We start from the raw sequence: 13,386 nt of genomic DNA on the forward strand, positions 1-13,386 counted from the left end.
GTATATCACTAATTGGAAGTGTTATTCGGACAATTGAATGAATGTTAAACGCTACTCTATATTAGGTTTTGGAATATTCCACTAAGCAGTGCTTATATTCATGCAAAAACATGAATCTAGTGTTGCTTTTCAGTGATATGAAGTAAAATAAATACTTTCTTTTTATGAGCGAAAAAAATGGTAAAATTTCAGATTTATGCAGCCATATTATTATCTTCTTTCGGAATAGATGAAATGGTTTTATTATGATAAAGGCAATATTTAGTAATTTTAAGAGTAAATAATACCATGATACGACATTTGAAACTTAATTATGTGTACAATGAAAAGAAAATCAAAGTGAAAGAATAAAAAAACTACGTAAATACTTTTCAATAGAGATAATCAGTAGGTTTACAACTAAGTTTATTTTAAATCAAATAGTTAAAAACAAAAATGTCATAAAATTAAAAACTTTTGGCAGGAATAGAAAAATAAGTTTTTGCTACAAAAAGACACAGCCGTCCGAAAGTTTTTTGAAAACTCATAAAATTCCTTGTCAACCCTTTATTTATAAGGGCAGACTTGTTTGTTGTGCGGAATTATCTCTGTCAAAGAGTGTGTTTTCAGGTGGTTTTTTCACTTTTTTTACGATAGGTTTCAGTTCGTTGCAAACATAATTCAGCGTCAGATAGTGCATAAGACACACCCTTATTTTCTCGCAAAAATTACTAAATGCCGTCTTTTTATCGCTATAAAATCGCTTTATCAACTCCAACAGAAGATAGCAAATCAAAGATACATAAATCTGTGATTTCACCGCATTTTCACTCGTTCCAAGAAAAGTTTTTATCTGTAAATTTTGCTTCATCGCCTTGAAAAACAACTCAATATCCCAGCGTTTTTTGTACAAATCCGCAATGGTTCTCGCCGTCCAATCCATATTATTGGTGATGATTTCTATGGTTTTGTTGCCGTCTTGCTTATAAACCGTTACCAAACGTAATTTCTCTTGATCAATACCACTTTCTACCGCCTTTTTTGAGGTCAAAACGATGATTTCATCTTTGAGGATGTCGTGGTCTTTTTCATCAGGCAGGTCTCGTTCTTCGAGACTTTGGTAGAGCGTGTTGGACTTAATTCGCGTAACAAAAGTATTTTGGCAATGGATTCTGCCGAGCATCAAACTAAAATCAAAATAGCCTCTATCCTCAACAATGATGGTGTTTTTCGGATAGATATTTTGTTGTAATCCTTTGCTATCGTGTGTTTTAGCTTCGGTGATATTGACCATTTCAGGCAATCCAAGTTGATCGTCCCAAACGGTGTGAATTTTGAGTCCGCCTTTAGCTGTCCGATATTTTGCCCAGTTGAAAAGGCTTAAACACAGGCTAATGGTAGTACTGTCAATGATTTTTATTTTGTGGTTTTGGATTTCATCGATGATATGACTTTGATGTTTGGCTTTTAAAGAGTGTTTGTAATACTTTAAAAGACTAGAATACAAATCTTTAAATACTCCATAATGTCTTACTTTGTTTCCATCACTCATTGTTGATTTTGCGGGACTTTGTTTGAGTTGGAGATCGCTTAGGAAAGTGCTACTAACTGATAATCCGCAACTTATGTCGGATAGCGTATAGCATTTATTCAGCTGTCCGAAAGTTAGTGCCACCAATTGGTCGCGAGTTTTATAGGTAGACTTTCCCTTATCGGACTGATGTTTAGCGATTTCCGCTCTTAAAATATGCGCAGGAATGAGATCTAAAATTTGTCTGATTACGGGTTTATTTGTATTTTTGCTTCGCCTGAAGAGTGTCATAATTGAAAAAAAATGGGAATTTTTCAAATATACAACATTCTCAGGCAACTTTTATTTTAAAAGTTTCGGATAGTTGTGACAAAAAGATTAAAAAATCTTTTGGTATTTAAACGCTTTTTTTATATCTTTGTTACGGTTTTAATGAACGTGAGATAACAAAAAAATAGACAACATGGTAGCAACAGAACTTAAAAAACCTTTCGTTGGAGGAAAATGGGAAAATCAAGTTGATTTAGTCGATTTTATTACCAAAAATTACACTGAGTATCGTGGAGATGCCTCTTTTTTAGAAGGTCCTACCGCTGATACGACTGAGCTTGTAAGGAAATTTGATGAACTGATGAAGCAAGAGCGTCTTAACGGCGGGGTTGTTGACATGGACACAAAAATTCCTTCAACCATACTTTCTCACTCTGTAGGATATCTAGACAAAGAACGTGAGAAAGTAGTTGGATTACAAACAGATAAGCCTCTAAAACGAGCTTTAATGCCTTTTGGAGGTATTAATATGGCGATACATAGTTGCGAAGCTTATGGATATAAAGTTGAAGATGAAGTAGTTAAAATTTTTACAGACTACCGTAAAACACACAATCAAGGGGTTTTTGATGTGTATACTCCTGAGATGCGTGCTGTGCGTAAATCGGGGGTAATTACTGGACTTCCTGATGCTTATGGAAGAGGTCGCATTATTGGAGACTATCGTCGTGTAGCTTTGTACGGAGTAGATCAGCTTATCCAATTGAAAGTAAAGGATTTCAATGAGATTGGATCCGATGGTGTGATGACCGAACATATTATTCGTGACAGAGAGGAAGTAGCTGAACAAATTCGAGCTTTGAAAGAGTTAAAAGAACTTGGAAAAATGTATGGTTTCGATATCTCAAAACCTGCTACGAATGCTCGTGAAGCAGTTCAATGGCTTTATTTTGGATATTTGGCAGCTATCAAACAACAAAACGGTGCTGCGATGAGTATCGGAAATATTGCTACTTTCCTTGATATTTACATTGAACGTGACCTACAAGACGGAACACTTACTGAAGTGGAAGCTCAAGAACTCATTGACAACTTAGTGTTGAAACTTCGAATGGTGAAATTTGCTCGTACGCCCGATTACAACCAATTGTTCTCAGGAGATCCGATTTGGGCAACACTTATCGTTGGGGAAATGCTTGATAATGAAAGATCTTTGGTAACGAAAACCGATTTCCGCTTCATTCATACTCTCGACAATATGGGGAACTCTCCTGAACCTAATTTGACAGTTCTTTGGTCTTCAAGACTTCCAAAAGGATTTAAAGATTTCTGTGCTGAATCTTCAATTAACCATTCAGCAATCCAGTATGAGAGTGATGAGCTTCTTTCTGACTTCTTGAAAACCTGTGATAAATCAATAGCTTGTTGTGTATCGGGAATGACCACCGGAAAAGACATGCAATTTTTTGGAGCGAGAGCCAATTTAGCTAAAGCATTACTTTACGCTATTAACGGAGGACGAGATGAAATGACAGGCGAACAAATTGGACCTAAAACAGAACCTTTACGTGGCGTATTAAACTATGATAAGGTAATCGAAAGTTACGATCAATTTATGGAATGGTTGTGCAAATTGTATATCAATACATTGAACGTAATCCACTATATGCATGATAAATATTCTTATGAAAGTTTGGAAATGGCACTACACGATACTAATGTTCGTAGGTTTATGGCTACAGGTATCGCAGGTTTCTCAGTTGCCGTGGATAGTTTGTCTGCAATAAAATATGCCAAAGTAACTCCAATTGTTGATGAAACGGGACTTGCAATAGACTATAAAATCGAAGGGGAATTCCCTACATTCGGAAATAATGATGACCGTGCGGATGCTATTGCTGTTGAATTATTGAAAAAATTCATGACAATGCTTCGCAAACATAAAGTGTACAGAGCTGATGAAACTACAACATCCATTCTAACAATTACTTCGAATGTCGTTTACGGTAAAAAAACAGGAAATACTCCTGATGGAAGACGTGAAGGAGAACCTTTCTCACCAGGAGCAAATCCAATGAATGGAAGAGACAGAAGTGGTGCGTTGGCTTGTTTGAGTTCGGTAGCTAAAATTCCATATGAATACAGTCGAGATGGAATAAGTCTTACGGCGGCTTTCACACCTTCGTCATTAGGAAAAACTAAAGGTGACCAAATAAAAAATCTAACTTCGATGATGGATGGTTACTTCTTACAGGGAGGTTTCCACTTGAATACAAATGTGTTTAATAAAGAAATGTTAGAAAAAGTAATCGCAGCTCCTGAGGAGTATCCTAATTTTACAATTCGTGTATCGGGATATGCAGTAAGACTTATCAGTCTGACACCTGAACAACAGCGTGACGTATTGAGCCGTACAATGCATGAATTGATGTAATTATTAAAAGAACATAACATTAGAAAATGAAAGTTGTCCACCTTCGGACAGCTTTCATTTCGTTTGTTCTAATAACTTACTTGGGTTATATCCATAAAAATTAATATATCACAAGTAAAAGTTCAATATTCGTTAAAATATTGCTGAATTAGTTTCCAGTCTTTGGTTTTTGTAAGTGCAAGCATCAGTAGTATACGTGCTTTTTGCGGATTTAGAGTTTGAGCGGCTACGAAATTGTATTTAGTATCATCTACTTCGGCATCAAGAGTTGTCGCACCCATGGGTACACGCGATGAACGTACGATTTGAATACCTTTTTTCTGAGCTTGTACAGCCAAATCAAATAGTGTGTGATAAAAATTTCCGTTTCCTACACCTGCATAGACAATTCCATCGAATTGAGCATCTATAAAAGCTTTCATTGGAAGTTCCGACATATTAGAATACCCATAAACGATACCTACTTTTGGTAAAAATTTTAGATTATCTACATCAAAAATAGATTGTGTGGTATGTTTATTTTGAGGCATTCTACTGAAAAAAGTTTTTCCATTATGGATATATCCTAATTTGCCAAAATTCGCACTTTGGAATGTTTCCACAGCCAATGTATTGCTTTTGATTACATCTTTAGCATCGTGTATAACATCATTCATCACTACCATTACCCCTTTGTTAGTAGCCTTTGATGAAGCTGCAACTACTATCGCATTGTACAAGTTCAAAGGCCCATCGGCACTCATTCCTGTAGCTGGACGCATGGCTCCAACCATCACCACAGGTTTATTGCTATGAACTGTAAGATTAAGAAAATAGGCTGTTTCTTCCATAGTATCCGTTCCATGGGTGATGACAACACCATCGTAATTTTCCTTTGTAAGAAGTTCATTGACTCGTTTGGAAAGTTTCAGCCATACTTGATCGTTCATATCTTGTGAACCTATTTTCACAAGTTGCTCTCCACTAACTTCTGCTATATTTTTTACCTCTGGAACGGCTTGTAGTAATTCATAAATTCCTAATTCACCAGCCTTATAATTACTGTCGGTGGTTGATTTACTAACTCCAGCGATAGTTCCACCAGTGGCAATAATGCGTATCATAGGCTTTTGTCCGAAGACTGCCATAGGTATGAAAATAACTAATAAAAGGATAATTTTTTTTGGAATGTTCATAAAATATATTGTATTGTAAATCAATTTATTATATAATCATAAAAACAAAATCAGGAAATATCCAACAGCGATAGAAACAATGGTAGCAACAAAGCCAGGCAGTTGAAACGAATGATTAAGTACATATTTTCCAATTCGAGTAGTTCCTGTACGGTCAAAACTAATAGCTGCTACTACAGTGGGGTAGTTTGGAATGAAAAAATACCCATTTACGGCAGGAAACATGGCAACCAGAGCCAATGGAGGAATGCCCAAAGCAATTCCCAACGGGTAAAGTGTACGCACTGTAGCGGCTTGGCTAAACAGCAAAATGGACATTACAAAAAGAGCTATAGCAAACAAAAATGGATAATCAGTGACTATATGTTCAATATGTGTTTTAAAAAATTCAATATTTCCATTAAAAAACGTATCTCCCATCCATGCGATACCAAAGATAGCAATTACGGCCTGCATTCCTGCTATAAAGACGCTCCCTTTAACTGCTTTATCTACATTCGTTTTAGTGAAAATAAGCATCAATCCTGCAATGGACATCATCACAATTTCGATAATTTCAGTCATTCCGAGTCGGTAGGAAGTGCCATCGGTCAATACAAACGAAGGTCGTAAAGAAGGAATAGACCCGAAAATAACAATTAAAAGTACACCTATTAGAAAAATAATTACCGAAATAAGTGCTTTTTGGTTTTCCTCAGCAGAAATTTCATAAGTTGTTTGTTTCTCATTTTTTAAAATTCCGTCACGTACTCTTCGTTGATACTCGGAATCTTTTTCCAAATCTACCCCGATAAATCGTACGGCAAAAGCACCAACAATCACCCCTATGAGCGTAGAAGGGATACATATCATTAATATATCACTGAGTTCAATGCCTTGTCCTCCCAGAAGCGTTGTTCCTAAAAGAGCTGCCGTAGCTGCAGAAATGGGACTTGCTGTAATGGCTTGTTGCGAAGCAATTACTGAAATACTTAACGGACGTTCAGGACGAACTTTACTTTCCGTAGCAATTTCCGAGATGATAGGCAAAAGCGAATAAGCTATATGTCCCGTGCCGGAAAGAAACGTAAAAATATAGCATACCACTGGAGCTAAAAACGTAATCATTGAAGGATTCTTGCGAAGAATTCGTTCAGCTACCCTTACCAAGTAATCCAATCCTCCAGCTGCTTGTAAAGCTGCTGCTGCTGTGATAACCGAAAGGATAATAAGCATCACATCAATGGGAGCATTTCCTGGTTTCAAACCAAAACCAAATACCAGAACAGCAAGTCCGAGCATCCCAAAAACTCCTAATCCAATCCCTCCCACACGAGCTCCTACAAAAATAGCTACTAAAACAACAAATAATTCCGTGAAAATCAGCCAATCCATAGTATTTCAAAATTTGCCCCGAAATTACGAAATAATGCGCTATTAGCCTACGATTTTAACACTATAATTTGTGGTATGGAGCATTTTATATATCTTTGCTGAGAAATAGAGATTTTTAGGATTTAAACTTTAGAAGCGGTTTTTGAACCTATTAACTCATATATTTTTGAGCAAAATGAATTTATTATCCGTAGAAAACATATCCAAATCGTTCGGTGAACGTGTTTTATTTCAAAACATTTCCTTTGGCATCAATAAAGACCAAAAAATAGCTTTTGTTGCTAAAAATGGAACTGGAAAAACGACACTTTTAAACATATTATCAGGAAAAGATCAACCTGATAGTGGTCAGGTAGTGTCCAGAAATGGAATTCACATCGCTTTTTTATCGCAAAATCCAGAATTTAATGAAGATTTTACTATTGAAGAAACCATCTTTTCTGTGGATAACCCCATTTTGAGAATCATTCAGGACTATGAAAAGGCTTTGGAAAATCCAAGTGATGAAAAAAATTACCAAAAAGCCTTTGAAAAGATGGAACTGCACAATGCGTGGGACTTTGAAACTCAGTACAAGCAAATCCTATCACGGCTTAAATTGGATAACCTACAACTAAAAGTTAAAAATCTTTCAGGCGGACAAAAAAAACGATTAGCGTTAGCAAACGTCCTGATTACTAAACCTGACTTACTCATACTTGACGAACCTACTAATCATCTTGATTTAGAGATGATTGAGTGGTTGGAGCAATTTTTTGCTAAGGAGAATATTACCCTATTTTTGGTTACACACGACCGTTATTTTTTGGAACGTGTCTGTAATGAAATAGTGGAACTTGATAATGGAGAATTATATACTTACAAAGGGAATTACTCTTATTTTCTTGAAAAAAAAGAGCAACGTCTGGCTCAGGAACAAGCTAGTATCGATAAAGCTAAAAATTTATATGTCAAGGAATTAGACTGGATGCGTCGTCAACCAAAAGCTCGTACAACCAAATCAAAATCACGTATTGATGATTTTTATATCATCAAAGAACAAGCACACAAACGCCGTAAAGATCATGTAGTGCAACTTGAAATCAATATGGAACGTTTGGGAAGCAAAATTGTTGAATTTCACAATGTTGGCAAACAATTTGGCGAAAGAATTATTCTCAATAAATTCAACTACAACTTCTTACGTGGCGAACGGGTTGGAATTATCGGGAAAAACGGCACAGGAAAATCAACTTTTTTGAATCTCCTAACACAAAAAATAGAACCTGACAACGGAAAAATTGTTATTGGTGATACAATTAAATTTGGATATTACACTCAAGAAGGAATTGAAGTAAAAGAAGGACAAAAAGTTATCGAAGTAATTCAGAAATATGGTGAATATATCCCTTTACTCAAAGGAAAAACGCTTTCCGCAGCTCAATTATTAGAAAGATTTCTATTTGATCGTAAAAAACAATATGATTTTGTTGAAAAATTGAGTGGTGGTGAATTAAAAAGGCTCTATTTGTGTACGGTTTTGATTCAAAATCCAAATTTTTTGATTTTAGACGAACCTACCAATGATTTGGATATCGTAACTTTAAACGTTTTGGAAGAATTTTTGTTGGATTACCCCGGTTGTTTACTTGTTGTATCGCACGACCGATATTTTATGGACAAAATAGTAGACCATTTATTTGTTTTCCGAGGTGATGGAGTAGTGGAGGATTTTCCCGGTAACTATACGGATTTTAGGGTATATGAAGAAAGCACACCTCCTGTTGAGGTAAGTTCTGAGAAAAAAGAAACTACTAAAAATGTATGGCGAAAAGATGGTTTAAAAGGATTGTCTTTTAACGAACAAAAAGAATTTAATCGATTAGAAAAAGAAATTTCTATTCTGGAAGATAAAAAAACAAGCATTGAAGATTTATTTTCTAAAGGAGAACTCAATTCAGATGAAATTCAACAAAAATCAATGGAATTACAGCAAATTATTACTGAATTAGAAGAAAAAACAGAACGTTGGTTTGAACTTTCAATGAAAATGGAAGAAAATGGAAATTAATTTGTCAGAACTACCCAAACTTGCCAAGCAAAAACGGGATGAAAGTTTACAGTTTTTTGCACAATTGAAGAAAAAACCTCCTAAAAAATTAGATTATATGATGCAGGAAATTCATGATGAGGTTTCTGCTGAAGTTGACTGTCTACAATGTGCTAATTGTTGTAAAACAACAGGACCACTGCTAACAAACATAGATATTGATCGAATTTCCAAGCATTTACGCGTAAAACCATCGGATTTTATCACCAAATATTTACGTGTGGATGAAGATAAAGATTATGTATTTCAGTCAATGCCTTGTCCTTTTTTAGCATCCGATAATTATTGCTTAATCTATGAGGTTCGACCCAAGGCTTGTCGTGAATATCCACATACTGATAGGAAGAAAATATATCAAATAGGTAATTTGACAGTAAAAAATACGGAAATTTGTCCAATAGCTTTCAAAGTGGTTGAAAAAATGAAAGAAAGTATTAAGGTAAGATAGAAATGTGGCACAAAACTAAGGAAGAATACCAATTTTATTTACAACTGCAACGGGGAATGTCTAAGAATTCAATAACTTCCTACGGATTGGATATCGAAAAACTCATTTCCTATCTCGAAACCTATCATATTGCAGAAACTCCCAACACCATTTCGGTGGATACCTTACGACAATTTGTATATGAAACTTCTAAAGAGTTGAATTCACGCTCACAAGCTCGGCTCATCTCAGCTTTGAAGAGTTTTTTTAAGTTTATGATGTCTGAAAAAAATCGGGAAGATTATCCTATGGATTTGATTGAAAGCCCTAAAATAGGATTGAAACTACCCGATACCCTTACTCTGGAAGAAATTGATAAATTATTAGAATCCATCGATTTACGCATAGACGAAGGACATCGAAATAAGGCTATTATCGAAACACTTTATGGTTGTGGATTACGAGTTTCAGAGCTAATTTCTCTACGATTATCTGATTTATTTTTTGAAGAAGATTTTATTCGAGTGATGGGCAAAGGAAGCAAACAAAGACTTGTTCCCATTGGAGAATTTACAAAAAAACAAATATCAAATTATATTCATAATCAGCGAAAAAAAATCAAAATTGCCAAAGGGCATGAAGATTACGTTTTTCTAAACCGAAGAGGAAAACAACTCACTCGAGCAATGATCTTTACCATTGTTCGGCAAACAGCGGAAAATATTGGATTACAAAAAAAGATAAGTCCACATACTTTTCGACATTCTTTTGCTACGCATCTACTCGAAAATGGTGCAAATCTACGTGCTATTCAAACAATGTTGGGACATGAAAGCATCACAACTACACAGATTTACGTCCATGTTGAGAATTCACACCTGAGGGAAATGTTGGTAAAGTTTCATCCTCGTCGTACGTTTGAATTATAAAAACTACTCGGCATATTTTTCATTAAACCGCTGTAGTACAGCTTCTACACTGCGAATTGATTTTTTTGTCCAATCAATGCGAATGCATGTTTTTTCTTCTTCTGTAAGTTGCCATGAAACATCTGATTTTCTGAGTTTTTCAGTCAGTTGCTGCAAAATAATGGCTACACAAACCGAAATGTTTAAACTTTCAGTAAAACCTACCATTGGAATTTTTAGGTAAGTATCCGCTTGATTCAAAACTTCTTTTGAAAGACCACTTTTCTCCGTTCCGAAAAAGAAAGCACTCTTTCGGGTGATGTCAAAATCGTTTAGCAAATAAGCATCTTGATGGGGAGTTGTAGCCACAATTTGGTAGCCTTTTGCACGAAGGGTATCCATACACTCTTGGGTAGATTCATACCGAAATGTGTCCACCCATTTTTGAGCTCCCATAGCAATTTTAGCATCCAATCGCTTCCCAAAACGCTGTTCAATCAAATGAGCTTGTTGCACACCAAACACTTCACAACTGCGAATCACGGCACTGGTATTGTGCATTTGAAAAACATCCTCAACGGCAACCGTAAAATGATTAGTCCTTAGCGATAGAATTTCGGTAAAGCGTTCTTTGCGTGAGTCCGTAATGAAATTTTCTAAATATGTCAAAAGTGTATTCTGATTCATTGCATTTTATGGATTAAAGAAACTTCATTTTTTTGAATTTTCTGTGTTATATATAAAATAAATTTGCCCTCCAAAAGAAATAACACTATGCCTGTGAACATGTTCTTTTAGAGGGCGAAGTTACGAAAAAATAATTTGTTTATTTCATTTCAGATAGTATATGAGTTATGTCATAAACAAACATTTCATCGGAAAGTGAATCAAGCGTGTACAATTTGTTGTTTGTGAAATCAATATCAAAAGAAGTAGCTAAATGATCTAATTTCAGTTCAATCAAAGGATTTCCTTCCCAATCGAACAAGAAGATGGTTGGTAAATTTTCACGATTCGTTTGATAGTTTTTCTCCTTTTCGTTTATGAACATAACTCCAAAAAAATTTTTAAATGAGCGAACATCACAAAATGTATACATCCGATTCCATCTGAATGTATTTTGAATACTTGTAATGCTATTCATCTCTTTACCCAAACATATTGTTTTTGCTATAGTATCATTTTGTAGCGAGTACATATTTATGTAGTTAAGTCCTAAGGGCATTTCTACTAAAATATCTTTTTCATGATCGTATTTAACAAGCGTTGATAATATGTTCGTATCCTCGCCTCTTCTTACGTGAGCTTCATTGAGTTTTGCCAACGGAGGAGGTATTCTTTTGTTGTTTTGGCGGAACATAAATCGCTCTTGTGAAGTAGCTTCGTTATTCAGTGTTTTACAAAAGAAATGAGTTTCATCAAGCATTTGAACATTGAACAGCGATTGAGGTAAATCCAATTCGGAAATAATCAATTCTTCCGTTTTATTTGCCAATACCTGAGAAATATTTAACTTACAGAGCTTTCCTCTATTAAAATCATAAATGTGAGCTATCCATTCATTATTTTGATTTGATATCCAAGTCTGCGTACAAAGGTTAGGAGCCATAGGAAAATCATTAGGTCCTTGTCCTTTTTTCAAAAATGCTCCCAAAACTTTTTGTTTAGGCAATGAAACCAATTTCCATAAGGCATCACTGTCATTGGTTGATAAAAACAATAAGCTATCTACAATACGAAATCTATTGACTCCCAAAACTCCAAAATCAACCATTTTTTCTTTGATAAGAGACCGTGATTTGGGAAAGTTTTCAACATATTGAACTTCATCAAATGACATATATTCATTAGATAGCGTTTCCTCTTTACAAGAAATTAAGGAGAAGAAACATAAGTATAAATATATAATTTTTCTCATGGTTAAATCTATTATTGTGTTTAATTATAAATCACTGAATACTATTAATTTAATCCATAATGTTATTTACAACACGGTATGATTTTTTATAGACTGAGAGAATAGATAAAAAGCACAGGATTGTCTGAGATGTCCAATTTACCCTCTTTCTTTTTGTCGGAAGGAAAATCTTGCTTAAAAATAGCAATATCAGAAGCATTCATCGCAAATATTAGACTTTGATTTTCAAATCCCAAAGGAGGAGATATGATAAAAGGATATTTATCATTATATTTAAGTGTTGCTGTTTTGATTTCTTGGTTAGAAAGATTGATACGTGTTAGGTGATACTGATTATTAAACAAAAAAGTTAGAAATAACATATCTTTCATTATTCCAACATTTTGAATTTGTTTAACTACTCTTTTATTGCTAAATTCACGATGAAGCGTAAAAAAATTATTCCTAAAATCGTCAATAGGTAACTTATCGGGTGTCTCAAAAAATATTTTTTTCCAATTTTGAATATCATTATCTTTGAAATGATACAAATTGTAGTCATAAGGCAGAGTTAATATAAATTCATCGGATGCATTTTGACTAAAAGGTGTATTTTGAATTGAAAAACTTTGATTAACTTCAAAAGGGAGAAATTTTTTAATAAACTTTCCTTCTACAGTGTCATAAATTAAAAAATTATGAAGCGTTTCATTCGAAAAATTAGAATATAGACAAATATGTCTTTCATCAATCACTCTAAAGAAATCAAAATAATCTGTTAAAGGAATTATGGAGGAAAGTCTGTTCGAAGCATCATACACAAATATTTTTTTATTTGGACGTGATAAAACATAAATATGATTGTTAAAAATATCAAAATCAGAAATTTGTAAGTATTCATCACCTCCTTGACCTCTTTTAGAAAGTACTGAGATATATTTTCCATTTTTGTCAAAAACAAACACTTTATCTTTTCTATCATCTTTTATGTAGAATAAACTTTCTTTTGCTCGTATTTCAACAATGGTTGATAATGATACACCATCAGGAGTTTCTAAAGGAATTGCTTTTGCTTGATTTATTAATTCTGTTACTTGAACAAAGTCATTGTCGCTAAGTAAGTGTATTACGTACTGTTCTCCTTCAAAAGTCTTTGTTTGTTTACAACTGTTCAATAGGTAACAAAAAATAGAACATAAAAAAAGAACATAATATACATTTAATCTGAAATTATGAATTTTCATAGTATAACTACATTTAGAAGGTTGTTTTATAACACGATGAACCTCATTTTGACCTTTA

Annotated in this window: 10 protein-coding genes; 4 read left to right on the forward strand and 6 right to left on the reverse strand. The window is 34.3% G+C overall.

Annotation, left to right across the window (positions count from 1 at the left end; genetic code table 11):
- Positions 1 to 550: 550 nt before the first annotated feature.
- Positions 551 to 1,801, reverse strand: coding sequence for an IS4 family transposase (locus CGC52_RS10955; protein ID WP_095894378.1), 1,251 nt, complete (start codon positions 1,799 to 1,801; stop codon positions 551 to 553).
- A 172-nt stretch (positions 1,802 to 1,973) separates the two neighbouring features.
- Here CGC52_RS10955 and pflB point away from each other — a divergent pair, with 172 nt between their 5' ends.
- Positions 1,974 to 4,214 (forward strand): formate C-acetyltransferase, encoded by a 2,241-nt coding sequence (gene pflB / locus CGC52_RS10960; protein WP_095894379.1) that lies wholly within the window; start codon positions 1,974 to 1,976, stop codon positions 4,212 to 4,214.
- Between the two features lie 122 nt (positions 4,215 to 4,336).
- Here pflB and ansB read toward each other — a convergent pair whose 3' ends face one another.
- Together ansB and CGC52_RS10970 are read right to left on the reverse strand one after the other, a co-directional pair.
- Positions 4,337 to 5,389 carry an L-asparaginase 2 gene (gene ansB, locus CGC52_RS10965; protein ID WP_095894380.1) on the reverse strand — a complete coding sequence of 351 codons (1,053 nt, stop codon included), beginning with the start codon at positions 5,387 to 5,389 and terminating at the stop codon, positions 4,337 to 4,339.
- 36 nt (positions 5,390 to 5,425) lie between these two features.
- Complete coding sequence (locus CGC52_RS10970; protein ID WP_095894527.1) at positions 5,426 to 6,754, reverse strand: anaerobic C4-dicarboxylate transporter family protein; 1,329 nt, start codon at positions 6,752 to 6,754, stop codon at positions 5,426 to 5,428.
- A 184-nt stretch (positions 6,755 to 6,938) separates the two neighbouring features.
- Between CGC52_RS10970 and CGC52_RS10975 the strand changes: the two genes are divergently transcribed.
- Genes CGC52_RS10975 through xerD form a run of 3 tightly spaced genes read left to right on the forward strand, consistent with a single transcriptional unit; the run spans position 6,939 to position 10,208 of the window.
- Positions 6,939 to 8,813 carry an ABC-F family ATP-binding cassette domain-containing protein gene (locus tag CGC52_RS10975; RefSeq protein ID WP_095894381.1) on the forward strand — a complete coding sequence of 625 codons (1,875 nt, stop codon included), beginning with the start codon at positions 6,939 to 6,941 and terminating at the stop codon, positions 8,811 to 8,813.
- Complete coding sequence (locus tag CGC52_RS10980; protein ID WP_042005357.1) at positions 8,803 to 9,300, forward strand: YkgJ family cysteine cluster protein; 498 nt, start codon at positions 8,803 to 8,805, stop codon at positions 9,298 to 9,300. The genes CGC52_RS10975 and CGC52_RS10980 overlap by 11 nt, the downstream gene beginning before the upstream one ends.
- A gap of 2 nt (positions 9,301 to 9,302) precedes the next feature.
- On the forward strand, positions 9,303 to 10,208 hold the full coding sequence (xerD, locus tag CGC52_RS10985; RefSeq protein ID WP_095894382.1) for a site-specific tyrosine recombinase XerD: 906 nt from the start codon (positions 9,303 to 9,305) through the stop codon (positions 10,206 to 10,208).
- A 3-nt stretch (positions 10,209 to 10,211) separates the two neighbouring features.
- Here the strand turns inward: xerD and CGC52_RS10990 are convergent, their stop codons facing one another.
- The 3 genes from CGC52_RS10990 to CGC52_RS11000 all read right to left on the reverse strand — a co-directional run bounded on the left by CGC52_RS10990 (position 10,212) and on the right by CGC52_RS11000 (position 13,259).
- Positions 10,212 to 10,874, reverse strand: a complete 663-nt coding sequence (locus CGC52_RS10990; RefSeq protein WP_042005355.1) for an RNA methyltransferase — start codon at positions 10,872 to 10,874, stop codon at positions 10,212 to 10,214.
- A 139-nt stretch (positions 10,875 to 11,013) separates the two neighbouring features.
- Positions 11,014 to 12,105, reverse strand: a complete 1,092-nt coding sequence (locus CGC52_RS10995) for a BF3164 family lipoprotein (RefSeq protein WP_095894383.1) — start codon at positions 12,103 to 12,105, stop codon at positions 11,014 to 11,016.
- An 86-nt stretch (positions 12,106 to 12,191) separates the two neighbouring features.
- On the reverse strand, positions 12,192 to 13,259 hold the full coding sequence (locus CGC52_RS11000) for a 6-bladed beta-propeller (RefSeq protein ID WP_157909142.1): 1,068 nt from the start codon (positions 13,257 to 13,259) through the stop codon (positions 12,192 to 12,194).
- Positions 13,260 to 13,386: the final 127 nt, after the last annotated feature.

The sequence above is a fragment of the Capnocytophaga sp. H2931 genome, assembly GCF_002302535.1.
In the GTDB taxonomy this organism is placed as follows: domain Bacteria; phylum Bacteroidota; class Bacteroidia; order Flavobacteriales; family Flavobacteriaceae; genus Capnocytophaga; species Capnocytophaga canis.